This is a genomic window from Stenotrophomonas sp. 1337 (assembly GCF_031455455.1).
GTDB classification, from domain to species: Bacteria; Pseudomonadota; Gammaproteobacteria; order Xanthomonadales; family Xanthomonadaceae; genus Stenotrophomonas; species Stenotrophomonas indicatrix.
In genome coordinates, this window is sequence record NZ_JAVDSR010000003.1 from 141,126 (window position 1) to 165,224 (window position 24,099).

The 24,099-nt window shown below is 67.0% G+C and carries 21 protein-coding genes and 3 tRNA genes; 15 read left to right on the forward strand and 9 right to left on the reverse strand.

The annotated features are described in order from the left end of the window. Positions 1-63: 63 nt before the first annotated feature. Complete coding sequence (gene tsaE, locus J2X70_RS06660; RefSeq protein WP_025876369.1) at positions 64-546, reverse strand: tRNA (adenosine(37)-N6)-threonylcarbamoyltransferase complex ATPase subunit type 1 TsaE; 483 nt, start codon at positions 544-546, stop codon at positions 64-66. After that, entirely contained in the window at positions 543-2,027 is a 1,485-nt protein-coding gene (locus J2X70_RS06665; protein WP_309909538.1) for an NAD(P)H-hydrate dehydratase, read from the reverse strand. The genes tsaE and J2X70_RS06665 overlap by 4 nt, the downstream gene beginning before the upstream one ends. 23 nt (positions 2,028-2,050) lie before the next feature. Between J2X70_RS06665 and queG the strand changes: the two genes are divergently transcribed. Together queG and xseA are read left to right on the forward strand one after the other, a co-directional pair. Continuing rightward, on the forward strand, positions 2,051-3,121 hold the full coding sequence (gene queG, locus J2X70_RS06670) for a tRNA epoxyqueuosine(34) reductase QueG (RefSeq protein WP_059064679.1): 1,071 nt from the start codon (positions 2,051-2,053) through the stop codon (positions 3,119-3,121). A 45-nt stretch (positions 3,122-3,166) separates the two neighbouring features. Beyond that, positions 3,167-4,507 carry an exodeoxyribonuclease VII large subunit gene (gene xseA / locus J2X70_RS06675; protein WP_309909540.1) on the forward strand — a complete coding sequence of 447 codons (1,341 nt, stop codon included), beginning with the start codon at positions 3,167-3,169 and terminating at the stop codon, positions 4,505-4,507. A 650-nt stretch (positions 4,508-5,157) separates the two neighbouring features. Here xseA and J2X70_RS06680 read toward each other — a convergent pair. Together J2X70_RS06680 and J2X70_RS06685 are read right to left on the reverse strand one after the other, a co-directional pair. Continuing rightward, positions 5,158-6,048 carry a M48 family metallopeptidase gene (locus J2X70_RS06680; RefSeq protein WP_025876363.1) on the reverse strand — a complete coding sequence of 297 codons (891 nt, stop codon included), beginning with the start codon at positions 6,046-6,048 and terminating at the stop codon, positions 5,158-5,160. Positions 6,049-6,150: 102 nt separating this feature from the next. Beyond that, positions 6,151-8,034 carry a formylglycine-generating enzyme family protein gene (locus tag J2X70_RS06685; RefSeq protein ID WP_059064681.1) on the reverse strand — a complete coding sequence of 628 codons (1,884 nt, stop codon included), beginning with the start codon at positions 8,032-8,034 and terminating at the stop codon, positions 6,151-6,153. A gap of 84 nt (positions 8,035-8,118) precedes the next feature. Between J2X70_RS06685 and rnd the strand changes: the two genes are divergently transcribed. Next, positions 8,119-9,198, forward strand: a complete 1,080-nt coding sequence (rnd, locus tag J2X70_RS06690) for a ribonuclease D (RefSeq protein WP_263929118.1) — start codon at positions 8,119-8,121, stop codon at positions 9,196-9,198. A gap of 67 nt (positions 9,199-9,265) precedes the next feature. Here the strand turns inward: rnd and J2X70_RS06695 are convergent, their stop codons facing one another. Together J2X70_RS06695 and J2X70_RS06700 are read right to left on the reverse strand one after the other, a co-directional pair. After that, complete coding sequence (locus J2X70_RS06695; protein ID WP_033831598.1) at positions 9,266-11,596, reverse strand: TonB-dependent receptor; 2,331 nt, start codon at positions 11,594-11,596, stop codon at positions 9,266-9,268. A gap of 154 nt (positions 11,597-11,750) precedes the next feature. Further along, on the reverse strand, positions 11,751-12,341 hold the full coding sequence (locus J2X70_RS06700) for a TetR/AcrR family transcriptional regulator (protein ID WP_025876357.1): 591 nt from the start codon (positions 12,339-12,341) through the stop codon (positions 11,751-11,753). Positions 12,342-12,442: 101 nt separating this feature from the next. On the opposite strand from J2X70_RS06700, the gene J2X70_RS06705 reads away from it, so the two are divergent. The 4 genes from J2X70_RS06705 (at position 12,443) to J2X70_RS06720 (ending at position 15,526) form a co-directional block, all read left to right on the forward strand. After that, entirely contained in the window at positions 12,443-13,498 is a 1,056-nt protein-coding gene (locus J2X70_RS06705; protein ID WP_279209039.1) for a sugar phosphate isomerase/epimerase, read from the forward strand. A gap of 20 nt (positions 13,499-13,518) precedes the next feature. Next, a complete protein-coding gene (locus J2X70_RS06710) occupies positions 13,519-14,412 on the forward strand; it encodes an alpha/beta hydrolase (RefSeq protein WP_301864054.1) in 894 nt (297 codons plus the stop codon). Beyond that, positions 14,402-15,400, forward strand: a complete 999-nt coding sequence (locus J2X70_RS06715) for an alpha/beta hydrolase (protein WP_309909548.1) — start codon at positions 14,402-14,404, stop codon at positions 15,398-15,400. The genes J2X70_RS06710 and J2X70_RS06715 overlap by 11 nt, the downstream gene beginning before the upstream one ends. A gap of 50 nt (positions 15,401-15,450) precedes the next feature. Then, positions 15,451-15,526, forward strand: a tRNA-Ala gene (locus J2X70_RS06720). Positions 15,527-15,580: 54 nt separating this feature from the next. On the opposite strand, the gene J2X70_RS06725 is transcribed toward J2X70_RS06720, so the two are convergent. Continuing rightward, the gene (locus J2X70_RS06725) at positions 15,581-15,754 is read right to left on the reverse strand and encodes a hypothetical protein (protein WP_162887676.1); all 174 of its coding nucleotides are present in this window, start codon (positions 15,752-15,754) and stop codon (positions 15,581-15,583) included. 164 nt (positions 15,755-15,918) lie between these two features. Between J2X70_RS06725 and J2X70_RS06730 the strand changes: the two genes are divergently transcribed. Next, positions 15,919-16,404, forward strand: a complete 486-nt coding sequence (locus tag J2X70_RS06730; protein WP_279209041.1) for a hypothetical protein — start codon at positions 15,919-15,921, stop codon at positions 16,402-16,404. Between the two features lie 6 nt (positions 16,405-16,410). Here J2X70_RS06730 and J2X70_RS06735 read toward each other — a convergent pair whose 3' ends face one another. Next, positions 16,411-17,172 carry an SDR family oxidoreductase gene (locus tag J2X70_RS06735; RefSeq protein ID WP_309909550.1) on the reverse strand — a complete coding sequence of 254 codons (762 nt, stop codon included), beginning with the start codon at positions 17,170-17,172 and terminating at the stop codon, positions 16,411-16,413. 132 nt (positions 17,173-17,304) lie between these two features. Here J2X70_RS06735 and J2X70_RS06740 point away from each other — a divergent pair, with 132 nt between their 5' ends. After that, positions 17,305-18,147, forward strand: coding sequence for a methylated-DNA--[protein]-cysteine S-methyltransferase (locus J2X70_RS06740; RefSeq protein WP_059064687.1), 843 nt, complete (start codon positions 17,305-17,307; stop codon positions 18,145-18,147). 9 nt (positions 18,148-18,156) lie between these two features. Here J2X70_RS06740 and J2X70_RS06745 read toward each other — a convergent pair whose 3' ends face one another. Next, entirely contained in the window at positions 18,157-19,176 is a 1,020-nt protein-coding gene (locus tag J2X70_RS06745) for an NADP-dependent oxidoreductase (RefSeq protein WP_279209042.1), read from the reverse strand. 337 nt (positions 19,177-19,513) lie between these two features. Between J2X70_RS06745 and J2X70_RS06750 the strand changes: the two genes are divergently transcribed. The 6 genes from J2X70_RS06750 (at position 19,514) to J2X70_RS06775 (ending at position 24,007) form a co-directional block, all read left to right on the forward strand. After that, a tRNA-Phe gene (locus tag J2X70_RS06750) sits at positions 19,514-19,589 on the forward strand. Positions 19,590-19,631: 42 nt separating this feature from the next. Continuing rightward, positions 19,632-19,707 (forward strand) — tRNA-Phe (locus J2X70_RS06755). Positions 19,708-19,881: 174 nt separating this feature from the next. Then, a complete protein-coding gene (locus J2X70_RS06760; protein ID WP_025876343.1) occupies positions 19,882-20,448 on the forward strand; it encodes a lipocalin family protein in 567 nt (188 codons plus the stop codon). A 163-nt stretch (positions 20,449-20,611) separates the two neighbouring features. Beyond that, complete coding sequence (locus J2X70_RS06765) at positions 20,612-21,088, forward strand: LEA type 2 family protein (RefSeq protein WP_025876342.1); 477 nt, start codon at positions 20,612-20,614, stop codon at positions 21,086-21,088. Positions 21,089-21,153: 65 nt separating this feature from the next. Beyond that, positions 21,154-22,944: an acyl-CoA dehydrogenase C-terminal domain-containing protein gene (locus J2X70_RS06770; protein WP_309909555.1), complete on the forward strand. Its 1,791-nt coding sequence runs from the start codon at positions 21,154-21,156 to the stop codon at positions 22,942-22,944. 397 nt (positions 22,945-23,341) lie between these two features. Further along, complete coding sequence (locus tag J2X70_RS06775) at positions 23,342-24,007, forward strand: HNH endonuclease (RefSeq protein ID WP_025876340.1); 666 nt, start codon at positions 23,342-23,344, stop codon at positions 24,005-24,007. Positions 24,008-24,099: the final 92 nt, after the last annotated feature.

The window sequence follows — 24,099 nt, forward strand, 5'->3', positions numbered from 1 at the left end:
GCACTGAACGGAATGCAACACCTTTTTCCTTAATAATCCGTAACCTGCCGGTGTTTGTTCTCGTCAGCCGACAGAAAGGGCCTGCAAGTCGCCACCTTCGGGGAGCCGCTGCAGCCATTCACGTCCCGTGTCGCTGATGCCAGTGAGACGCACGCGACGCCCCTGACCTTCAATCTCCAGTGCGACCACCAGATCGGTTGGCGGCAGCGCACCGGCACCGCGCTCTGGCCATTCGACCAGCCACAGCACGGCACTGCCCTCGTCCAGCCCGAGGAAATCCAGCTCGCCGGCCTGGCCGATGCGATACAGGTCCATGTGCCAGGCCTCGCCGCCACTGGACAACGGATAGCGCTCGACCAGGGTATAGGTGGGGCTGCGGATCGCCCCCTGCACGCCCAGCGCCCGCAACAGCGCGCGCGCCGTGGTCGATTTGCCGGCGCCAAGATCGCCGCGCAACTCGACCAGCGCCTGCGGCGGGCGGGTAGCTGCCAGCCATTGCCCCAGCAGTTCGGTGGCGTTGCTGTCGGCAAGGAAGAATTCAGTCATCGGGAACATTCCGGGTTGGCCAGCCGCCGCAGGGGCGCCAGCAGATCAGTGGGAAGCAGGCCGCGGGCACCGTCGGCGGCGGCGACATCGCCGGCCAGGGCATGCAGCAGCGCACCGCCTGCCGCCGCATCGAACGCAGGCAGGCCCTGCGCGCGCAGGCTGGCGATGATGCCGGTCAACAGGTCGCCCATGCCACCCACCGCCATTCCCGGGTTGCCGGCCGCAATCAGTCGCGGTGCGTGGCCGGGCGCGGCGACGATGCTGCCCGCCCCCTTCAGCACCACCACTGCGTGATAGCGCTCGGCCAGCGCCTGCGCGCTGGCATAGCGATCGGCCTGGACTGTCGCCGTGGTGGTTTCCAGCAGGCGCGCGGCTTCGCCGGGGTGCGGGGTCAGGATCGCATCGGGCAGCGCATGTGCATCCTGCGCCAGCAGGTTCAGCGCATCGGCGTCGATCACCAGCGGCAGGCCTGACTGCAGCACACGCGCATACAGCGCGCGCGCCCATTCGTCCTGGCCCAGGCCCGGGCCGATCGCCACCACCCTGGCTTTTGCCAGCAACGCCGGCAGCGCTGAGCCATCTTCCAGCGCGTGCGTCATCGCTTCAGGCAACCTCGCCAGCAGCGGGCCGACATGGTCGCGGCGGGTGCCGATGCTCAGCAGGCCCGCGCCAGCACGCAGCGCAGCTTCGGCGGCCATCGCGATGGCACCGCCGCTGCCATGGTTGCCGCCCACGCACAGCACGTGGCCGGATTCACCCTTGTGGCTGTTGGCACGGCGCGGCGGCAGCAGATCCGGCAGGCGCGACTGCGTCCAGCACTCTGCAGCAGCGACGACACCCTGCCAGGCCGCATCGGCCAGCGCCAGTGGTGCCAGGTGCCTGCGCCCGGTGTATTCCAGTGCATCGCCGGTGTACAGGCCGCGGTGGGCGACGATGAACTGCACTGTCAGGGCCGCGCGTACGGCTGCGCCCGGCACGCAGCCATGGTCGGCGTCGACACCGCTGGGTACGTCCAACGCCAACACCGGCGCCTGCTGCGCGTTCAGCGCCTCGATCAAGGCCAGTGCCGCGCCCTCTGGTGCCCGGGAGAAGCCAAGGCCGAACAGGGCATCGACCCATAGATCGGCCTGGGCCAGTTCGCCGTTGAAATCAGTGACGGTGCCGCCGGCGGACCTGAAATCCGCTGCGGCGCGCTGCGCCAACGCCGTGGAAGGTGGGCTGCCCGGCAGCGCGATCAGCTGCACCTGCCGCCCGGCCTGCAGCGCATGACAGGCCAGCACATAGCCATCGCCGCCATTGTTGCCGCTGCCAACCACCACGCCGATCCGCCGCGCCTGCGGCCAGTGCTGCAGCAGGCTCTGCCAGGCCGCCTGGCCCGCCTGGGCCATCAGGCCCCAGCCACCATCGCCCGCCAGCGCGGAGGCCTGGGCATCGAGTGTGCGTGCGGCACGGGAATCGAACAGATCGGCGAGGTTGGCCATGCGGGGATTTTATACTGGTGCACATGTCCCCCGTCCCTGCCCCCCTCGATCCGGCCCTGGCCGTACAGCGCATCCGCGATCTGGCGCGCGCGCATGGCTTCCAGCGCTGTGGTATCGCCGGCATCGAACTGGGCGAGGACGAGGCGCACCTGGCCGACTGGCTGGGCCAGGGCCTGTACGGCACCATGGACTGGATGGCACGCCACGGCACCCTGCGCGCGCGCCCGGCAGAGCTGCTTCCCGGCACCGTGCGGGTGATCTCGGTGGGCATGGACTACAGCCACAGGGACGACACCGAAGCGTGGGCGACCCTGGCCGATCCGGGGCGCGCCTACGTCGCCCGCTACGCGCTCGGCCGCGATTACCACAAGCTGATGCGCAACCGCCTGCAGAAGCTGGCCACGCAGATCAACGATGAAGTGGCGCCGCTGGGCTACCGCGTCTTCGTCGATTCGGCGCCAGTGCTGGAACGCGCGCTGGCACGCAACGCGGGGCTGGGCTGGATCGGCAAGCACACCTGCCTGATCGACCGCCACGGCGGCTCGTGGTTCTTCATTGGCGAGATCTACATCGACCTGCCGCTGCCGATCGACACGCCGGCCAGCGCGCACTGCGGCACCTGTACGCGCTGCATCGACGTCTGCCCGACCCAGGCCATCACCGCCCCGCAGCGGCTGGATGCGCGCCGCTGCATCTCCTACCTGACCATCGAGCATGACGGTGCGATTCCAGTGGAGATGCGACCGCTGATCGGCAACCGCATCTATGGCTGCGACGACTGCCAGCTGGTCTGCCCCTGGAACAAGTTCGCCAAGCGCACCGACGAAGCTGACTTCCGCGCCCGCAACAACCTGGACACCGCACGCCTGGACCAGTTGTTCGCCTGGGACGAAGCTGAATTCCTGCGCCGTACCGAAGGCAGCCCGATCCGCCGCAGTGGCCATGAGCGCTGGCTGCGCAACATCGCCGTGGCGCTGGGCAATGCGCCAACCACGGCAGAGACGCTGTCGGCGCTGCAGACGCGCGCCGAGGCTGCTTCACCCGTAGTCCGCGAACACGTGCAATGGGCACTGGCCCAGCACGGCCAGCGCTGACGTGCGATCCTGAGCCCCCTGCTCCATCTGCCCCACGCCGTCACCATGCAGCCACGCAACAACGACGTCTTCACCCCCAGCCAGCTCAACACCCTGGCGCGCGACCTGCTGGAAGGCAGCTTCCCGGCAATCTGGGTGGAAGCCGAACTGGGCAGCGTGGCGCGGCCGGCGTCCGGCCATCTGTATTTCACCCTGAAGGACGCGCGTGCACAGTTGCGCGCTGCGATGTTCAGGATGAAGGCGCAGTACCTGAAGTTCGTTCCGCGCGAGGGCATCCGCGTGCTGGTGCGCGGCAAGGTGACCCTGTACGACGCCCGTGGCGAGTACCAGATGGTGCTGGACCACATGGAGGAAGCCGGCGAAGGCGCACTGCGTCGCGCGTTCGAGGAACTGAAGGCGCGGCTGGAAGCCGAGGGACTGTTCGACCCGGCCCGCAAGCGGCAGATGCCGGCCCACGTGCAGCGCCTGGCGGTGATCACCTCGCCCACCGGTGCCGCCGTGCGCGATGTGCTGAGCGTGCTCGGCCGCCGCTTCCCGTTGCTGGAAGTGGATCTGCTGCCGACCCTGGTACAGGGCGCAACCGCTGCCGCACAGATCACCCGCCTGCTGCAGGCCGCCGATGCCAGCGGTCGCTACGACGTGATCCTGCTGACCCGTGGTGGTGGCTCGCTGGAAGACCTGTGGGCCTTCAACGATGAAGCGCTGGCCCGCGCAATCGCCGCCAGCGGCACGCCGGTGGTCTCGGCGGTGGGTCACGAAACCGACTTCAGTCTCAGCGATTTCGCTGCTGACCTGCGCGCGCCTACGCCATCGGTGGCCGCGGAACTGCTGGTACCCGATCAGCGCGACCTGGCCCTGCGCCTGCGCCGCAACGCGGCTCGCATGGTGCAGCTGCAACGCCACGCCATGCAGCAGGCCATGCAGCGCGCTGATCGCGCCCTGCTGCGCTTGAACGCACAGAGTCCGCAGGCACGACTGGATCTGCTGCGCCGTCGTCAGCTGGACCTCGGACGTCGCTTGCATGCGGCGCACAACCAGCAGCAGGAGCGTCGCGCAGCCCGTTTGCGCCACGCTGCTGCAGTGTTGCGAGGCCATCATCCGCAGCGGCAGATGGAGGCGTTGCGACGCCGCCTTGCCGCGTTGGGCGGGCGCCCACAAGCGGCGCTGCAGCGCCTGCTGCAGCGTGATGCGCTGCGCCTGCGTGGCCTTGCACGTTCGCTGGAAGCGGTCAGTCCGCTGGCGACCGTCGCGCGTGGCTACAGCATCGTGACCCGTGCAGAGGATGGCGCACTCGTGCGCCGGATCGAGCAGGTACAACCGGGTGACGCACTGCAGGCCCGGGTCGGCGACGGCGTGATCGACATACAAGTGACTGCGGTCAAGTAAGGGGTGTTCGGCAGGGCTGCGCCCTGCACCCGCAGAAGCAACGGCAACAGCCGAAGCAACGGCAGAAGCGGGTTTCCTGAGGGATGGCGGGGTGGGCCCGGTTGCGGGGGACGCTGCAAGTACGTCCATGTAAGCTCGGTCGCGCCTTGCTCGTGTGCGCTGTCCTGCGCACACGGCAAGACCGGGGTTGGGCGTCCTGCCCAACCCGCCCGAGGCATGCCTCGAGCCCATGGCGCTCACGCCCCCGCAACCGGACCCACCCCGCCTTCGAGAGTTTCCCGGTGGCGGTTGGTACATCCATGCCATGCGTGAATGAATCTCCATCGAGATCGAATATTTCGACAATTGATCGAAATGCATCCACGCATGGCGTAGATCTACCGTGTCGACCAAGGTCGACACCCACCAAGGGCAGGCCATGCCGTTCCGACAGATCGCGAAATCTGTCGAAGGCGGGGTGGGTCCGGTTGCGGGGGTGTCAGCCGCATGGATGCGGCTGCCAAGCCCCCATGGACGGGTTCACGGCGTCCCCCGCAACCGGACCCACCCCGCCATCCCACAGGAAGCCAGCTTTTGCTGTTGAGGTTGCCGGCCAGCGGCCGGCACTACCGCTTCGGCAGGTGCAGGGCGCAGCCCTGCCAAACCACCCTTTACCTGGCCTGCTCGCAGAACTTCTGCCGATACTCCAGTGCCTTCGGCATCAACGCCTGCAGGTTCTGGATACGGGTACCCGGATTGGGGTGGGTCGAGGCGAACTCCGGCGGTGACTGGCCACCACCGGCCTGGCCCATGCGCTGCCACAGCGGCACCGCCTCGCGCGGGTCGAAGCACGCCGCGGCCGCCAGCATCAGGCCCACTTCATCGGCCTGCGTCTCGTGGCTGCGCGCGTACGGCAACAGATACCCATAGCCCATCGCCGACATCATCATCTGCTGCTGCTGCGCATCCATGCCACTGGCGGCGCCGGCTACCTGGCCGATCTGGGTCAGCTTCTGCTGGGCCATGCGCTGTGCACCATGGCGCAGCAATGCGTGGGCGATCTCATGGCCCATCACCACCGCCATCGCATCGCGGGTACGCGCCACCGGAATCAGCCCCGTGTAGACCGCCATCTTGCCACCGGGCAGGCAGAACGCATTGGCCTGTTCGGACGGAATCACGTTCACTTCCCACTCGAAGTCGCGTGCGAAGTGTGCCGGCTGCAGCCCGTGTTCCTGCGCCAGCGCGGTTTCGACCACGTCCACCTTGGCGATCAGTCGCTCGGCAATCGCCCGGACATCCCGCGAGACCTGTTCATTCGGGCCCAAAGGGCGCTCCTGCGACAGGATCTGCTGGTAGGCCTGCAGGCCCAGCGCCTTCTCCTGGCTGGCGTCCAGGCTGCTGTCGATCAGCACCTTCTCGCCGGTATAGGGGTCGACCGCACGGTTGGAGAACCAGTAGAACGCCGCGTAGCCGGCGGCCAGCAGCAGCACCCACCAGCGGATGTTGCCGAACAGGCCACGCCGCTGCTGCGGCGAGCGGGAAAAAGGATCGTTGCGCATCGGCTGGTCTTCCGGCTGACCCCGCCGGCCGGCGGGTACGGCGCAATCTTAGTGCGGCGCTGCCTGCGGCGGGTGAAACCGGCGCCGATCCAGTCGTGCCCGTCAGATCCCTCGCACCAGTCGGAAGCCGATGCGCGCATTGGTGGTATCCGAATCCTGCGATTGCCGCCACGCCGCCCGGGTCTGCTCCGGCGCGTTGGCCCAGTTGCCACCCCGGATCACCCGTGAACGGCAGCCCGGGTTGAACCACGCCACACCATCAGCCGGCGCGCGCCGATAGCTGGCATGCCAGCAATCGGCCACCCACTCGCTCAGATTGCCGCCCATGTCATGCAGCCCGAAGGCGTTGGCCTGGAAACTGGCGACCGGGGCCGGTCCCCACCAACCATCGCCATAGCCGACGAAGGCGTTGTGCCAATGCCTGCCCGAAGGCGAAACATCCTTGCTGCCGGTGTAATTGCCACTGCCTTCCGGTGGCAGCCCGGCATCGCCCCACGGGTAGCGGCCACTGCTGCCGGCACGCATCGCGTACTCGAACTCGGCCTCGCTGGGCAGGCGGTAGCTGCGACCGGTCTGTTCGGACAGCCAGTTCGCGTAGTTCTCGGCATCACGAACGCTCACGTGCATCACCGGCGAATTGCCCAGTGCCCGCCCGCCGTCATAGTCGGACCGCCAGTCCACGCCGCTGCGACGGATGAAATTGCCGCTGCGCTCGTCATAGACCACCGAATGTCCACGCCGGGTCGCACGTGGGCGGGCATTGGTCGCCTTCACATAGCGCTCGAAGTCACCCACGGTGATCTCGGTGATCGCCATCGCGTACCCACGCTCGAAACGCACATAGTGCGATGGCCGCTCTGCGTCGGTTGCGCCCGGTTCGGTATCACTGGCGCCCATCTGGAATCCACCATGCGGTACCACGATCATCTGCGGTCCACGGCCGCCATCACGCAGCGCATCGCTGAACACCTGCCCCGGCCGGAAGCTGCCGTAATGGGTGGCCAGTTCGATGCGTTCGCGCAACTGCGCCACCACCGCGTCGCCCGGCAACGCAATGCGCAGCGCTTCGGCCAACTTCTCGCGCGCAGGCTTCAGCCCCTGCGGGGTGGTCAGATCATGCAGGCCGCCATCGCGCAGCTGGACCAGTGCCGCTGCACGGATCTGCTCGATGCGCTCGAACGCATCGGCGATGGTCGGTGACGAGTCCCGCACCTTGCTGGCTTCTGCCAACCACGCGCCGGCACTGGCGAAATCGCGGATACGCGCGGCATCCTCGGCACGCCGGATCAGCCCACTTTCAGCAGCTGCCAGGCCCTGCCGCGCGCGACGATTCGCCGGGTCCAGCGCAAGTGCCTCACGGAAGTTGCCAATCGCACCATCCCCCGCTTCGCCGATACGGTCGGCACGCAGATCGTCTTCGCCCGCGCGGTTGTAGGCGACCACACGCTGCGCGGTCTCGACCCGCCCCTGCAGCGCGCGCACCTTCTCGTCCTTCGGCGCCAGGGTCAGCAGCACCAGCGCCTGGCGCCCGGCTTCGGCCAGCGCCTCACGCTGCTGCAATGGCCGCTGCAGCAACGCATCGGCCTGCTGCTGCAGCTTCTGTTTCGCGCGTTGCAGGCCCAGGCGCGCCTGCCGATCGTCGGGTTCCTCCTCCTGCACTGCCAGCCACAGGGGCACGGCCGCATCGCCATCTTCATACAGATGCCCCCGCGCGAATGCCTGGTCGGCAGCCCGGCGCAGCTGTGTCAGCGTACGTCCCTGGCGATCGACCCGCGGCGGCGTCCACTGCTGGATGTCCTCGGCCGCGTCGTCACCGGCAATGGTCACCGTGCCCCGCCCGGTACCACGCGCCGGACCGGCCTCTGGTGCGGGATCGGCCGGCTGGGCTGCGGTGGCACCGGCGGTCTGCGCAGGGGGCGACGGCGTGCAACCGGCCAGGCTCACGGCCAAGGCGGTAAACAGCGCGGGCGACAGCAGAAAACGCAAGCAGGGCCTCCTTCGGCACGGATGCGGACCGACGTTAGGCTATTCTCCCCTGCCTGAGCAAACCCGAGTAGTAGGCCCTGACACGTGGCAACCTGGATCACCACCCCCGCCGAGCTGGACACATACCGCCAGCAGCGGCCGACCCGCATCGGCCTGGATACCGAATTCATCCGTGAACGCACCTTCTGGCCACAGCTGGCGCTGGTGCAGATGGCCGTCGGCGAGGACATCCTGCTGATCGACCCGCTGATTCCCGGCATGCCCGAGGCGTTGGCGCCGTGGCTGGCCGATGAATCCATCACCAAGGTCATGCACAGTGCCAGCGAAGACCTGGTGGCGTTCAAGTGGACCTGTGGCGTGCTGCCGCGTCCGTTGTTCGACACCCAGATCGGCGCCGCGCTGGCTGGCATCGGTGCTGGCATGGGCTACCAGAAGCTGGTGCAGGAGATCATCGGCGTGGCACTGGAAAAGGGCGAAACCCGCTCTGACTGGATGCGCAGGCCGTTGTCGGACTCCCAGCTGAAGTACGCCGCCGACGACGTCGAGCATCTGTTCGCGATGCACGACGCCATCTCCGCCAAGCTGGAAACGCTGGGGCGCCAGCAGTGGCTGCACGACGATGGCGAGCGCCTGCTGGCCAGCGTGGCAAATGACGAAGACCGCTGGCCCCACCTGGGCATGCGCTCGGCGCAGTTCCTGGACGCGCCCGCGCAGCGCCGCCTGCTGCGCCTGCTGCGTTGGCGCGACGTGCAGGCGCGCGCCAGCGACCGCCCGCGCAGCTGGATCCTGGACAACGAACTGGCCGCCACCCTGGCACGCACCCCGCCAGCCGATGCCGCTGCAGTGAGCAAGCTGTTCGAACAGTTCCCGAAGGCGCCGCGCAAGCTGGCCGCTGCGGTATGGCAGGCGCTGGACACGCCGCTGGCCGACGAAGCCGATGCGCCGTTGGCGATGCAGGCCAGCGATGCCAGCAAGCAGCTGCTGAAGAAGCTGCAGGATGCGGTGGCCGAACGCAGCCGCGAGCTCGGCCTTGCCGACGGCGTGCTGGCCTCACGCAAGCATCTGGAAAGCTATCTGGAGCATCAGCAGTGGCCGGCTGCACTGGCCGGCTGGCGCCAGCAGGAACTGGAGCCGCGGTTGCAGGCGTTGTTGCCCGCAGTCTGAGGAACCGGGCGGACAACGAAAAACGGCGCTCGATGAGCGCCGTTTTCGATACTCCAACCGGTAGTGCTTACCAGTTCATGTTCAACGAAACACCCACGGTGCGCGGTTCGTTGTAGACCGCGGCCATGTAGTTCTCGATCACACCCTTGAGGTTCTTCTCGTTGGTGATGTTGCGCGCGAACAGCGCCACTTCGTAGGCACCGTAGTTGCCCGAATAGCCGATCTTCAGGCCACCCTCGAAATCACCCTTGGAGTTGAACTCCTTGCTGTCGTACAGCACGAAGCTGGTGTAGCCCTGCTTGTTCCAGTCGGTGGACACGAACATCGTGGCCGCGTCGCTGACCGGGAAGTCGTAGCGCGCTGCCAGGTTGATGTTGTACTTCGGTGCGTTCGGCAGCGGGTTGCCATCGATCTGCGCGAAGGTGTTGGCACCGACCTTGATGGTCGGATCGTTCACCGTGCACACCACCTGGCCGTTCAGGCCGCAGACCTGCGCGTAGACGCGCTTGTCCTTGATCTCGCTGTGCAGCAGGCTCAAGCCGGCGCTCAGGGTCAGGTTCTGGATCGGGCGCAGCTCCATGTCCGCTTCGAAGCCGTAGGCCTTGGCCTTGTCTGCGTTGAACAGCACGCCGTTGCCGTCCGAATCGTTGCCGTTGAGCTGGATGTCGTTGACGGTGTAGGTGAACGCGGTGGCGTTCAGGCGCAGGCGGTTGTCCCACAGGCTGCTCTTCACGCCCGCTTCCCACGACAGGATCGTTTCCGAATCGGCGGTGGTGAAGTCGGCATTGAACACCGCCGAACGGCCCTGGATGGTCGGACCACGGAAGCCGCGGGCGACCTTCGCATAGACGCTCACGTCCGGGGTGATCTGATACATCGCGCTCAGATCCCAGCTCGGGGTGGTGTCGGTCATCTTGACGTCGGTGCGGCCCTTGTAGGTGACCAGGCCGGCAGCGGTATCGGCCGTCTTCAGCAGGCGGGTGTGCTTCTCATCGCGGGTCTGGCGCAGGCCGGCGGTGACGGTGAACTTGTCGGTGAAGGCGTAGCTCAGCTGGCCGAAACCGGCCCAGGAGGTGTTCTTGTTGCGCAGGCGTACCCAGTTGTTCGGGTTGCGCGCAGCGCCCTTCAGGAACCAGCCGCGCTGGTAGAAGTCGGTGGTGTCGCTGCCGTTGAAGTAGAACGCACCGGCCTGCCACTGCAGGGCGCTGTCGTCATGGCTGGCCAGGCGGAACTCCTGGGTCCACTGGTCCAGGTCACGGATCTGGCCCATCGACTGGCCGTAGCCGTTCGGCACGCCATTGACCGGGAAGTTGACCGCAGCGCCGCCGTCGGTGTCACCGCGGCTGTAGCCGGAAGTGGTCTCGTAAGCGGTGATCGAGGTGAAGTCGATCGCGCCGAAGTCATAACGCGCCTTCACCGAACCGCCGTAGGTCTTGTACGCCTGCGGGTTGTTGTCGGCCTCGTCGTAGGCGACCTGGTCACGCGGCACGTCGGTCTTGTTCGAGCCCTTGGTCAGTGCGTTGCGCAGGAACAGGGTCGAGGTGCCTTCGTAGTCGCGGGCGTGGGCCGAAGCAAGGATCGAGAACTGGTCGCTCGGGGTCAGCAGCAGCTGCGCGCGCACGTTGCGGTCGTCGAAGCCGCCCATGGCGTTCTTCTTCGGGCTGACCGTGCCGTCGGCGCTGGGGCCGGTGTAGGTGTTGTCGACGTAGTCGTCGCGGTGCTGGTACAGCGCCGACACGCGGAACGATGCGATGTCGTTGATCGGGCCACCGAAGCCACCGTCGATCGACACGCTGTTGTAGGAGGCATAGCTGGCGCTGACGCGGCCGCTGTAGTCCTGGGTCGGCTTGAGGGTGTCGAACTTGACGATGCCGGCGGTGGTGTTGCGACCGAACAGCGAGCCCTGCGGACCGCGCAGCACTTCCACCTGGTCCACGTCATAGACCGGGTTGGACTTCAGCACCACGTGCTCCAGCACGACGTCGTCCTGGATGATCGACACCGGCTGCGAGGCACCGAGGTAGAAATCGATGTTGCCCAGGCCGCGGATGTAGAAGCGCGGGAAGATGCGGCCGGTGGTGGTTTCCGCATACAGGCTCGGCACGCGGCCGGACAGCGCCAGCAGGGTGTCGTCGCCGCCGGCGGTGAAGTCGCGCATGCGCTCGCCCTGCACCACGCCTACCGACACCGGCACTTCCTGCAGGTTCTGCTCGCGGTGCTCGGCGGTCACGGTGATGGTGTCCAGCCCGGTCGGGGTCGGTGCACTGTCCTGCGCGGCAGCACCGAAGCTGGCAGCCAGCGCCAGGCCTGCACAGGCCAGGGCCAGCGGATGGCGACGGAAGGAAACGAAGGAGGACGACATGCCCGACGAACGGCGGGAATCGGAATGGGAAGGCATCGAAAGCTCTGAGGAGGCGTCCGTGCGGCCTGCGCTGACCGGGCGGCAAATAGGAGGAAAACTGCGCAAGCGGCCATTATCCTCCAAATTGTTACAATTTCGTTGCGCCGGCAGACAGCAGGGGGATCAGGCCGTTTTCGGCACAGTCCCCGCCTCAGCCGTGCTGCGGTAACGGCGCCAGCGCGACCTCGACCATCGCCAGCAGGCGTTCGCGGCTGATGCCGTCTCGCGCCTGCACCGAGATGCCATGCAGCACCGTGGCGAAATGATCGCCCAGCGCCTGCACGGATAGATCGGCCGCCAGCTCGCCAGCCGCCTGCGCCTGCTGCAGCCGCGCGATGATCGCCGCCGTGCGCTGGCGGCGGTGGCTGGCCAGCCAGTCGCGCACGCCCTCGCCATCCGGTGACACGCTGCTGGCCGAGGACACTACCAGGCAGCCATGCGGACGACCGCGACGGGTGTAGGTCAACACGGCATCCCGCAGCATGCTGCCGATCGCATCGCGCAGTGACGCCTGCTCCAGCGCGCGCGGCGCGAAGCCGCCCTCGCCTTCCTCGTACAGCGCCACCGCTTCGCGGAACAGCTGCTCCTTGCTGCCGAACGCGGCGTAGATGCGCGCCGAGGCAATGCCAAGCGCTTCGACCAGGGCCGACATCGAGGTGCCCTCATAGCCGTGCTGCCAGAACAGCAGCATCGCCTTGCGCAATGCCTGGTCCCTGTCGAATTCGCGCGGTCGCCCTGCCATCTGCCTGCCTGCCGTTCTGAGGCGCGCAGTGTAACGCGGGTGTTGACCATCCAGATGCACGCGCCTATTCTTTGTCGACCGACAAACAATTGGAGCAACACATGCAAACCCTCAAAGGCCCCAGCCTGCATCTGGCGCAGTTCGCTGGCGACCAGGCGCCGTTCGACAGCCTGTCCGGCATCGCCGCCTGGGCGGCCGGTCATGGTTTCAAGGCCCTGCAGATTCCGGCATGGGACGCGCGCCTGTTCGACCTGGCCACCGCCGCCGACAGCCAGGACTACTGCGATGACCTGCGTGGCACCCTGGCCGAGCACGGCCTGCAGGTCAGCGAGCTGACCACCCACATCCTGGGTCAGCTGGTGGCGGTGCATCCGGCCTACGATGAGCTGTGCGATGGTTTCGCACCGGAAGCACTGCGCGGCAACCCGCAGGCACGCAGCGAATGGGCACAGCAGCAGCTGCATCTGGCCGCCCGCGCCTCGCGCCGGCTCGGGCTGCAGGACATGGGCACCTTCTCCGGCTCATTCGCCTGGCCCTACCTGTTCCCCTTCCCGCAGCGTCCGCCGGGCCTGATCGATGCCGCATTCGATGAGCTGGCACGCCGCTGGCGGCCGATCCTCGATACCTGCGGGGACAACGGCATCAACCTCTGCTACGAAATCCATCCCAGCGAAGACCTGCACGATGGCACCAGCTTCGAACGCTTCTTCGAGCGTGTGGGCCAGCACGAGCGCTGCCGCATCCTGTTCGATCCCAGCCACTTCGTGCTGCAGCAGCTGGATTACCTGCAGTTCCTGGACATCTACCATCCACTGATCCGCATGTTCCACGTCAAGGATGCGGAGTTCCGTCCCAATGGTCGCCAGGGCATCTACGGTGGCTACGCCGACTGGACCGAACGCGCGGGCCGCTTCCGCTCGCTGGGCGATGGCCAGGTCGATTTCAAGTCGATCTTCTCCAAGTTGGCGCAGCACGACTACGCCGGCTGGGCAACGCTGGAATGGGAGTGCTGCCTGAAGGACCAGGAAGCCGGCGCGCGCGAAGGTGCCGCCTTCATCCGCGACCACATCATCCCGGTCACCGACAAGATCTTCGACGACTTCGCCGGCGCGCCGATCAGCAGCGCCCAGATGCAGCACATGCTCGGCATCGCCTGAGCCCCCACAGGAACATCCCCATGACGAATTTTTCCACCGCTGGTACCCCCGGCGACGACACCCTGCGCCACCACTACCTGCGCATCGACGGCCAGCGCGTGCATTGCGTCTCCGCCGGCAGCGGTCAACCGGTGCTGTTGATTCCCGGCTGGCCGCAGACCTGGTACGCCTGGCGCCACGTGCTGCATGCGCTGGCCGAGGCCGGCTTCGAAGCGATCGCGGTCGACCCGCCCGGCATCGGCGAATCCGATCGCCCTGCGCACGGCTACGACACCGGCAGCGCCGCCGCAGTACTGCACCAGACCATGCAGGCGCTGGGCCACGAGCGCTATCAGGTGGTCGGCCATGACATCGGCATGTGGATCGCCTATGCATTGGCCAGCGACCAGCCGCAGGCGGTGCAGCGCCTGGCCGTGACCGAGGCGGTGATTCCCGGGTTGGCACCCGAGCCGGGCATCTTCGCCGCGCCGGCCGACAACATCTTCCTGTGGCACTTCATGTTCAACCAGGTGGCCGATCTGCCCGAGGCCCTCATCACCGGTCGCGAACGTGCCTACCTGGACTTCATGTTCGACCGCTGGTCGTACCGGCGCGACGCGGTGGCCAGCGAAACCTACATCGCCGCCTACAGCCGCCCCGGCGCGTTGCGTGCAGGGTTTGCCTGGTACCGCGCGATTCCGGAAACCATCCGCCAGAACCAGCTCCGCGCACAACGCCGGCTGACGATGCCGGTGCTGGCCATCGGCGCCGAGCACGCCACCGGCAACGCGCCGATGCTGACCCTGCAGCCGCACGCCGATGACCTGCGCGGCAGCGTCGTGCCGGGCTGTGGCCACTTCATCATGGAAGAAGCACCGGACGCCTTCCTCGCCCAGCTGCTGCCGTTCCTGCAGGAGGCTGACCATGCCGCTTGAACCTGCGTTGCAATCGTTCGTGGATGCGGTGGCGGCGCAACCACTGCCAGACGATCTGCTCGAACTGCGCGCACTGAGCGAGCAGGCGCTGCCCACGCTGCAGGGTGCCACCGAGGTGGTATCGCATGTCGTGGAGCACGTCATCAGCGCGCGCGACGGCCATGCGCTCGTCGTGCGCCTGTATACGCCCGCAGCCAACGGCACCGAGCTGCGCCCTGCCATGTTGTTCGCCCACGGCGGTGGTTGGTTCCAGTGCTCGCTGGCGGTCTATGACGGCCCCTGCCGGGCCCTGGCCAATGCCAGCGGCCATGTCGTCGCTGCCGTCGGCTATCGCCTGGCGCCGGAGCATCCGTTCCCGACGCCGCTGCACGACGTCGCCGATGCGTGGCTGTGGCTGCAGGCCCATGCCGCCGCGCTGGGTCTTGATCCGGCACGGCTGGTCATCGGCGGCGACAGCGCCGGCGGCAATCTCGCCGCCGCGTGCTGCCTGCTGCTGCGCGATCAGGGACTGCCGTTGCCATCGCATCAACTGCTGCTGTACCCGGCACTGGATGCCACCATGGCCAGCGGCTCCTACCGCGAGTTCGCCGACGGCCACTACCTCAGCGCTGAACTGATGCAGCGCTGCTGGCAGGCCTACCTCGGCGACAGTGACCGCCGACAGGCGCTGGCTTCGCCCCTGCACGCCCGCGATCTGCGTGGCCTGCCGGCGGCCACGGTGCTGAGCTGTGAGTTCGATCCGCTGCGCGACGAAGCTGAACAGTACGCCGCCAACCTGCGGGAAGCGGGTGTGGACTGCACGCAGGAGCGCCTGCCGGGGATGATCCACGCCTGCATCCACCTGCATGGTGTGTCGGCGGCGACCGACATCGCGATCCAACGCGCGGCGGCCCTGCTGCCCTGCGCCAGGCCTGCAGCGGCGCAGAGCACCTGCGCCGCTGTGTCCGGCCCGCCCCTTTGCAGCCGGCACCGGCCAGCGCTATGCTAGGGCCGTCACGTGGCGCCAGCTCCGCTGCCCACGGGATGCAACACCCCCATGGGGCCATAGCTCAGCTGGGAGAGCGCGTCGTTCGCAATGACGAGGTCAGGAGTTCGATCCTCCTTGGCTCCACCATATGAAAAACAGAAAGCCCCGGCACTGCCGGGGCTTTCTGTTCTGGCCAGCCGCTCAGGCCGGGTCCTGCCCGCCGTCCTTGCGCGCGGGTGCACGCGAATGTGCATCGCGCACCTTCTGGTCCTGCTGGCCGGGACGCTGCTTGGCCACTTCATCCTGCTGCTTGTCCTGCCGGCTTTCCTGCACGCCCTGCTTGGGGTCAGCCTGGTCCTTGTCGCGCTCGCTCATCGAAAGCTCCGTCATCGGCGGGGGACCGATGCTCCCGGCTACGCTAGAGCGTGGGGCGTGAGCCGCAGGTCAGTCCGGCGCCAACACCGTGTGCAGCCTCGGCCTTGCGACCGCACTCGGCTCACCCCCAGAATCAGAAAGCATCATGTTTATCGGAATATGCCATGCCCTCTCGTGCGCAGTCCGCTTCGCCAGCAGCGCCAATGACCATCGACGCCGCCGATGGACGCATCCAGATCGGCAACCTGCCGACCCGGATCGGCCCCGCGCTGTCACTGGACCAGGCGCGCATCGCGTTTGCCGCGTGGATCCAAGGCGAACGCAACGTCGGCACAGGCTATCTGTGGCTGAGCCTACAGGGGCTGAGCCTGGGCGGCGCCCGCGCAGGCATCAGCCTGTGCTTCCGCGGCCAGCAACTGGACATGGTGACGATGGGCGTCGAACTGCCTGGTGCAGAGCTGCAGGAGGGCTGGCCGACCCAGGCGACCATCGACGCCGAGGTCGCCTTCATGAAGCGCACGCTCGGCGCGGCACTGGGGCGGACGCTGGCAGGTGGGCACGCCCGCTTCGACTGGGGCGACGCCTGGGCCGGTTTCGATCCGAAGGGGTTCATGGCCAGCAGCGGCATCCGCTACCGGCCACTCCGGTGAGCATGCTCAGGTGCGGGTAATCGACACTCCTCCCTCGACACGCATCGCGCTGCCAGTGACGAAACTGCTTTCATCGCTGGCCAGGAACAACGCCGCGTTGGCGATCTCTTCCGGCTCAGCCATGCGCTTGAGGGCGTGCAGCGAGCGCACGAAATCACGCGCATCGCCCGTGGGCGCGGCCTGCCGGCCCATTTCGGTGTCGGTGCCACCGGGCAGCAGCACGTTGCTGCGTACGCCGCGCGCACCGTACTCGGCGGCGATCACCTGGCTCAGGCCGATCAGCCCGGCCTTGCTCGCTGCATAGGCCGCCATGCCCGGGAATCCCACGGTGTGGCCGACGAACGTGCCGACGAACACCAGCGAGCCACCGCCGCGTGCCAGCAATGCCGGCAACTGCGCGCGCGCCGCATGGAAAGCGGCATCCAGGTTGGTGGCCACCACCTCGCGCCAGGCATCGGCAGGGAGCTCTGCGGTGGGCAGGCTGGGGCCGAGCATGCCGGCGTTGTTGATGGCGGCATCCAATCCGCCAAATGACTGTTGGGCCAGATCGACCAGCACCTGCGCGGTGGCAGCATCGGCCACGTCACCCGCATGCACGGCCACTTCGCCGCCGCTTGCGCGGATCTGCGCAGCCAGTTCATGAAGCGGCTGTGGGCGCCGCGCATTGAGGACCAGTCGCGCGCCCTCAGCAGCGAAACGCAGCGCGCTGGCGCGGCCAATGCCGGCGCTGGCGCCGGTGATGAGGATGATCTTTTCGTGCAGCCGCATGGATGTGCTCCGGGTTGGGATATGCCCGCAACCATGCGCCTGCACGGCCACGCCGACACTCCGTTTCCAGACCCGGCCGGCGGGTGCAGGAAACGGAGTTTCCACTGCCCTGGTGCATGCCAGAATCACGACATGGACAGCACCGCCGATATCGATCTGGATGCCCGTATTGAACGGGTCTGCCGTCATCTGCAGACCAGCGTTGACGAACCGTCGCTGCAGGAACTGGCCGACATCGCCGGCTGCAGCCCGTCCCGCCTGCATCGCCTGTTCAAGCAAGCCACCGGCGTGACCCCGAAGCAGTACGCCACTGCCCTGCGCGCCGACCGCCTGCGCGAAGGGCTGCAACGCCAGGACCGGATCACCGATGCCTTCCACGAGGCGGGATTCGGTTCCAGCGGACGCTTCTACGAAAATGCACCCCGCCTGTTGGGGATGACACCCAAGCGCTGGCGCGCGGGTGGCGGCGGCGAGGTCATCCGATTCGCGATTGCACAGAGCACGCTGGGCAGCGTACTGGTGGCAAGCAGCAGCACCGGCGTGGTCGCGATCCTGCTGGGCGATGATCCAGAAGCGTTGCTGTACTCCCTGCAGCAGCGCTTTCGGCAAGCTGAACTGGTGGGTGCCGATCGGGGCTACGAACACCTCATCGCCCAGGTCATCGGCCTGGTCGAAGAGCCCGCGCGCGGCACCGCGCTGCCGCTGGATATCCGTGGCACCGCCTTCCAGCAGCGGGTATGGCAGGCACTGCAGCGCATTCCGCACGGACAGACTGCGTCCTACGCCGACATCGCAGCGCGGATCGGCGCGCCGCGTGCCAGTCGTGCGGTAGCCCGCGCCTGTGCCAGCAATCCTCTCGCAGTGGCGGTCCCCTGCCACCGCGTGGTGCGGCGCGACGGAGATCTGTCCGGCTATGCCTGGGGCGTGGAACGCAAGCGCGAACTGCTGCGGCGGGAAAAGATGACCCGTCGCTGACGCGGTCGCTCAATCCAGCTTCACCACCAGCTTGCCGAAGTTGCGCCCCTGCAGCAGGCCGAAGAAGGCTTCGGGTGCATTTTCCAGGCCCTGCACGACGTCCTCGCGATACTGGATGCGTCCATCGCGCAGCCACTGCGGCATGTCGCGCTCGAAATCCGGCCACAGATGCTTGAAGTCATGCACGATGAAGCCACGCACGGTCAGGCGCTGGCGCAGGATCTGGCTGAACAGCGCAGGCAGCCGATCCGGTCCGGGCTGCGCGACGCCGCGGGCGTTGTAGGTGGCGATGGTGCCGCACACCGGAATGCGCGCGAAATCATTGAGCAGCGGCAGCACGGCATCGAGCACATGGCCACCCACGTTCTCGAAGTACACGTCGATGCCATCCGGCACGGCAGCGCGCAGCTGTTCGGCAAAACCAGAGGCGCGATGGTCCAGCGCCACGTCCACGCCCAGTGTTTCCAGATAGGCACGCTTGGCCTCACCGCCGGCGATGGCAACTACGCGCGCGCCCTGCAGCTTTGCCAACTGGGCCACGGTGGCGCCGACCGGTCCACTGGCAGCGGCCACCACCAGGGTCTCGCCGGGTTGCAGCTTGCCGATTTCGATCAGGCTGGAGTACGCGGTGAACCCCGGCATGCCGTACACGCCCAACGCTGTGCTCAGCGGCAGCCCGGCCGGATCCAGGTGCCGGCTGATCGCATCACCCGCCACCACGGCATGCGTCTGCCAGCCGCCGGGGGCCAGCACCAGCTCGCCCACCGCCAGGCCAGGCACCTGCGACTGCAGCACCTCGGCCACGGTCTGGCCCTCCATCACCGCATCCACTGCCACCGGCGGTGCGTACGACGGGCCATCGTCCATGCGTCCGCGCATGTACGGATCCAACGACAGGTAGCGGTTGCGCAGCAGCACCTGGCCCGGGCCCAATGCCGGCAGCGGCACCTGTTCGAGGCGGAAATTGGCGGCGACCGGCGCACCTTGCGGGCGCGAGGCAAGCACAATGCGGGTAGTTGAATCGGACATGTCCAATGGCTCTGCTGCGGGCAGCGTCGGGAGAGGAACCGCGACAGTACGCCGCGCCCTGCCCTCGTGGGTGCCATGAAAACAGCGTTCCATCGGTGCCTTCCCCACTCCGCCGCTGCATCGCTTGCCCCGTCACCTTTGGCGCCAGCGACGGGCCGCTGTTTTCCGCGTCCGGCATTCCCGGTCAGGCCGGCTCTACGCAGGATCAACCACTTGCAGGTACTTCCGCTGGCCGCAGACACCAATGTGAAGGTTTTTTTCCAAAACGCTTGCCGAACCTGTCCTACGTCCGTAATATGCGCGTCCTCGGCAGCGACATCGCTGCAACGAAACAAGTGGCCGAGTAGCTCAGTTGGTAGAGCAGGGGATTGAAAATCCCCGTGTCGGCGGTTCGATTCCGTCCTCGGCCACCACTTTCGAAGACCTGCAGAAATGCGGGTCTTTTTTTTCTACATGGCCGAGTAGCTCAGTTGGTAGAGCAGGGGATTGAAAATCCCCGTGTCGGCGGTTCGATTCCGTCCTCGGCCACCATGTTCAAAGACCTGCAGAAATGCAGGTCTTTTTTTTGTCCGTGACGTTCCGTCCACGCACGACATGGATCGCGCCGCATCGATCCTGCGCGGATGCGGCACGTGGGTTGACGAAACATTCACACCTCCGCGTGCTTCGCAACCTACGCTCCAGACTCCTGCCCGGAGCCGACCAATGCGCTTGCACCCTGCCCTGCTCGCCTGCCTGCTGCTTTTCGCCGCACCGGCACTCGCTGCCGAGCCCGTGCGCGCGGTCAGCGAACTGGACATCGATCGCTATGCCGGCCAGTGGCACGAGATCGCCCATCTACCGGTGTCGTTCCAGAAGCAATGCGTGGGCGAGATCACTGCCAACTACGGGCTGCGCCGCGATGGCCGGATCAGCGTCACCAACGCCTGCCGCAAGGCCGATGGCGAGCGGATTGTCGCCGAGGGTGTGGCGCGGCCCGTTGCCGGGCAGCCCGGCCAACTGCAGGTACGCTTCGTTCCCGACTGGCTGAGCTGGGTGCCCCTGGTCTGGGCCGACTACTGGGTGATCGCGCTGGACCCGGACTACCAGTGGGCGATGGTCGGTGAACCCGGCCGCAGGTATCTGTGGATCCTCGCGCGCCTGCCGGAGATGGACCGCGCCCTGTTCGACCAGCTCAAGGCGAAGGCGCAAGCGATGGGTTACGACCTGGCGCCGCTGCGTTTGATGGCGCCCGTGCACGACGCGCCCGTGCGCGACGCGCCCGCCGACTGAGGCGCTGCCCAACCGGCGCACGCAACGTCCGCAATCCGGCATCGCGCACGCCTCGCGTGCATCTTCACGCGCTACCCTCTGTGGCCGGTCGCCGCGGGCGACCCTTTCCACCATACGCCGTAGTATGCTTACCCCACGCACCGCCTTCAGAGGACCTGCGCCCATGTTCCACCGCTTCCGTACCGTCTTGATCGTCCTGTGCACCCTGGCCCTGGTCGCTTGCGGCGATGGCATCGTCAAGCGTGTTTCGGAACCGGCCGCGAGCCTGCAGCAGCTGACCGTGCAGGCCAATGGCGACTGGACTGTCGCCCTGCGCCTGCAGAACTACAGTTCGATGCCGATGAGTTTCGACGACGTCGCACTGGCCCTGACCATCGGCGACACCGAGGCCGGCCCGCTGTCGGCCAAGCCGGGCATCTCCATCGGCGGCGTCTCTGCCGATGTCATCAACGTCAACTTCAAGCCCAGCCCGGCCGCACGCCTGGTGATCGCCGACGCACTGGCCAGCAATCGCACCCTTGCCTACAGCCTGAAGGGCACGGTGTCGGCCACGCCGCAGGAAAAGAAGCAGCGCACCTTCGATATCAACAGCCGCAGCACGCTCAACCAGGCCCCGGGCCTGCCCGGCGTGCTGCGCTGATCTCCGCTTTCCGCCGCGACGCATCGCGCCGCCCCCCCTGTTACTGATCAAATCGAGACGCACCGATGAGCAGCTACACCGCCCCGCTTTCCGACCTTCGTTTCGGCCTGCACGATGTGCTGAAGGTCGAGCCGCTGTTCGCCCGTCTTGGCTTCACCGACGCCACCGCCGATGTCGTCGATGCCGTGCTGGAAGAAGCCGGCCGCTTCAGCGCCAGCGTGCTGGCCCCGCTCAACAGCGTGGGCGACGAGATCGGCTGCGTGCTCGACCAGGCCAGCGGCGAAGTGACCACGCCGCCCGGCTTCAAGCAGGCCTACGACCAGTTCGTCGACGGCGGCTGGACCGGCCTGACCGCGGCGCCGGAACTGGGCGGCCAGGGCCTGCCGCACACGCTGGGCGTGCCGCTCAATGAAATGATCAACGCCGCCAACCTGGCGTGGGGCAACTTCCCGCTGCTGTCGCACGGCGCCATCGAAGCGCTGAAGCAGCACGGCGAAGCCTGGCAGCACGAGGCCTTCCTGAAGCCGCTGATCGAAGGCCGCTGGACCGGCACCATGTGCCTGACCGAGCCGCATTGCGGCACCGACCTGGGCCTGCTCAAGACCAAGGCCGAGCCGAACGCCGATGGCAGCTATTCGATCACCGGCACCAAGATCTTCATCACCGCCGGCGAGCACGACCTGACCGGCAACATCGTGCACCTGGTGCTGGCCAAGCTGCCCGATGCTCCCCCGGGCGCCAAGGGCATCTCGCTGTTCGTCACCCCGAAGTTCAAGGTCGACCGCGACGGCAACGTCGGTGAGCGCAACGCGCTGCGCTGCGGCTCGATCGAGCACAAGATGGGCATCAAGGGCTCGGTCACCTGCGTGATGAATTTCGATGGCGCCCAGGGCTACCTGGTCGGCCAGCCGCACAAGGGCCTGCAGGCGATGTTCACCATGATGAACACTGCTCGCCTGGGTGTCGGCCTGCAGGGCATCGGCCTGTCCGAGCGCGCCTACCAGAACGCGCTGAAGTACAGCCGCGAGCGCCTGCAGTCGCGTTCGCTCAGCGGCGCCAAGTTCCCGGACAAGCCAGCCGACCCGATCCTGGTGCATCCGGACGTGCGTCGCATGCTGCTGACCATCAAGTCGCTGGTGGAAGGCAGCCGCCTGCTGGCCCTGCATGCGGCCACCCTGATCGACGTCGCCCACCATGCAGACGATGCCGGTGAACGCGAGCGCGCCGACACCCTGGTGAGCTTCCTGACACCGATCTCGAAGGCCTGCCAGACCGAATGGGGCATCGAGAACACCTACAACGCCCTGCAGTGCTTCGGCGGCCACGGCTACATCCGCGAACACGGAATGGAACAGCTGGCCCGCGATGCCCGCATCACCACCTTGTATGAAGGCACCACCGGCATCCAGGCGCTGGACCTGATCGGCCGCAAGACCGCGTCCAGCCAGGGCGCTGGCCTGAAACTGATGCTGGCCGAGATCGAGGCGTTCGCCAAGGCGAATGAAGGCAACGAGAGCCTGGCCGAGTTCATCGGCCCGCTGCGCGCCAAGGCCGCCGAGTGGGGCAAGCTGACGATGGACGTGCTGCAGCGTTCGGCCGCCAATCCGGACGAACTGGGCGCAGCGAGCTACGACTACCTGTTCTATTCGGGTTATGTGGTGCTGGCCTACTGGTGGGCCCGCAGCGTTGCCGCCGCCGATGCCAGCGCACACGGTGCGGCATTTGCCCGAGGCAAGCGCGAGACCGCGCGCTTCTACTTCGCCCGCGTGCTGCCGCGCACCCTCAGCCACGCCGCCGCCATCCAGGCGGGCGCCGCACCGCTGATGGCAATGGACGACGAACGCTTCGGCGCCTGAGCCGGGCCGCAGCCGGCATCCACGGGAGTGCCGGCCGCTGGCCGGCAACCGCAACAGCTGGAGCAACAGCAACAGCTGGTTTCCTGCGGGATGGCGGGGTGGGTCCAATTGCGGGGGACGCTGCAAGTACGTCCATGTAAGCTCGGTCGCCGCATCCATGCGGCTCACGCCCCCGCAACCGGCCCCACCCCGCCTTCGACAATTTCCCGGTAGATCCACGCCAAGCGTGGATGGAAACCACCGAAATCCCTCTGGAGAAAAGCCCCCCTTTGCTAAGGGGGGCGCGCCGACGGCGCGGGGGATAGGAAGAATGCGCGGACCTGAATGTTGACGATTTGTGTATCGCCCAGCGGGCGATACACAAATCGTCAACATTCAGGTATAAGCTGTTTTCCCGATGGAGACAGACACTACACGCTTGGGTCTGATCGAAGCCGGAGCTCCGTTTTCTGCTCCGGGCGCCGAAGCATCGCCCAACGCCACGACGCTGCATCGACCCGGCACGGTCCGGTTGCTCTCACTGGATGGTCATGGCCGGGTCCTGGACTGGATCACCTGGCAGGACGCCGCCTGTCTCTACGCCCGCGATGCCGTCGCCTGGACCCTCGGCGATCCCTGCCTGCACATCCACGGTGGGACCAATCGTCGCAGTGGCATGCAGAGCGGAATGGACCTGCACCCGATCATCGCCGCGCGCGGCCATGCCCGCTCCCGTGCACTGGACCCGACACCGAACCTGACCAACCCGGCCCTGTTCGCCCGCGATGCCCATCTCTGTCTTTACTGTGGACAGCAGTTCGGACGCCCGACCCTGACCCGCGACCACGTCATGCCCTTGTCCAAAGGCGGCCTGGATACCTGGGAAAACGTAGTCACCGCCTGCTTCCACTGCAATTCGCGCAAGAGCGACCGCACCCCGCAACAGGCCGGCATGCCGCTGCTGGCGGTGCCGTACCGGCCGAGCTGGATCGAGCACCTGATCCTGTCCAACCGCAACATCCTGGCCGACCAGATGGCGTTCCTGAGGGCCCAGCTGCCCAAGCGTTCCAAGCTCTGCACCTGAACATCCGGGAATGCAACCCTCACCGTCCTGTCACGGGCGGCGGCGTTTGCTTGCCCCACCCCCGTTTGAGGGCGAAAATGGGCGTTCAGAAC

What these genes read in the sequence shown, in the direction of transcription:
- tsaE (WP_025876369.1), bottom strand. Translation starts at nt 546, where the DNA reads ATGACTGAATTCTTCCTTGCCGACAGCAACGCCACCGAACTGCTGGGG.
- J2X70_RS06665 (WP_309909538.1), bottom strand. Translation starts at nt 2,027, where the DNA reads ATGGCCAACCTCGCCGATCTGTTCGATTCCCGTGCCGCACGCACACTC.
- queG (WP_059064679.1), top strand. Translation starts at nt 2,051, where the DNA reads ATGTCCCCCGTCCCTGCCCCCCTCGATCCGGCCCTGGCCGTACAGCGC.
- xseA (WP_309909540.1), top strand. Translation starts at nt 3,167, where the DNA reads ATGCAGCCACGCAACAACGACGTCTTCACCCCCAGCCAGCTCAACACC.
- J2X70_RS06680 (WP_025876363.1), bottom strand. Translation starts at nt 6,048, where the DNA reads ATGCGCAACGATCCTTTTTCCCGCTCGCCGCAGCAGCGGCGTGGCCTG.
- J2X70_RS06695 (WP_033831598.1), bottom strand. Translation starts at nt 11,596, where the DNA reads ATGCCTTCCCATTCCGATTCCCGCCGTTCGTCGGGCATGTCGTCCTCC.
- J2X70_RS06700 (WP_025876357.1), bottom strand. Translation starts at nt 12,341, where the DNA reads ATGGCAGGGCGACCGCGCGAATTCGACAGGGACCAGGCATTGCGCAAG.
- J2X70_RS06705 (WP_279209039.1), top strand. Translation starts at nt 12,443, where the DNA reads ATGCAAACCCTCAAAGGCCCCAGCCTGCATCTGGCGCAGTTCGCTGGC.
- J2X70_RS06710 (WP_301864054.1), top strand. Translation starts at nt 13,519, where the DNA reads ATGACGAATTTTTCCACCGCTGGTACCCCCGGCGACGACACCCTGCGC.
- J2X70_RS06715 (WP_309909548.1), top strand. Translation starts at nt 14,402, where the DNA reads ATGCCGCTTGAACCTGCGTTGCAATCGTTCGTGGATGCGGTGGCGGCG.
- J2X70_RS06725 (WP_162887676.1), bottom strand. Translation starts at nt 15,754, where the DNA reads ATGAGCGAGCGCGACAAGGACCAGGCTGACCCCAAGCAGGGCGTGCAG.
- J2X70_RS06730 (WP_279209041.1), top strand. Translation starts at nt 15,919, where the DNA reads ATGCCCTCTCGTGCGCAGTCCGCTTCGCCAGCAGCGCCAATGACCATC.
- J2X70_RS06735 (WP_309909550.1), bottom strand. Translation starts at nt 17,172, where the DNA reads ATGCGGCTGCACGAAAAGATCATCCTCATCACCGGCGCCAGCGCCGGC.
- J2X70_RS06740 (WP_059064687.1), top strand. Translation starts at nt 17,305, where the DNA reads ATGGACAGCACCGCCGATATCGATCTGGATGCCCGTATTGAACGGGTC.
- J2X70_RS06745 (WP_279209042.1), bottom strand. Translation starts at nt 19,176, where the DNA reads ATGTCCGATTCAACTACCCGCATTGTGCTTGCCTCGCGCCCGCAAGGT.
- J2X70_RS06760 (WP_025876343.1), top strand. Translation starts at nt 19,882, where the DNA reads ATGCGCTTGCACCCTGCCCTGCTCGCCTGCCTGCTGCTTTTCGCCGCA.
- J2X70_RS06765 (WP_025876342.1), top strand. Translation starts at nt 20,612, where the DNA reads ATGTTCCACCGCTTCCGTACCGTCTTGATCGTCCTGTGCACCCTGGCC.
- J2X70_RS06770 (WP_309909555.1), top strand. Translation starts at nt 21,154, where the DNA reads ATGAGCAGCTACACCGCCCCGCTTTCCGACCTTCGTTTCGGCCTGCAC.
- J2X70_RS06775 (WP_025876340.1), top strand. Translation starts at nt 23,342, where the DNA reads ATGGAGACAGACACTACACGCTTGGGTCTGATCGAAGCCGGAGCTCCG.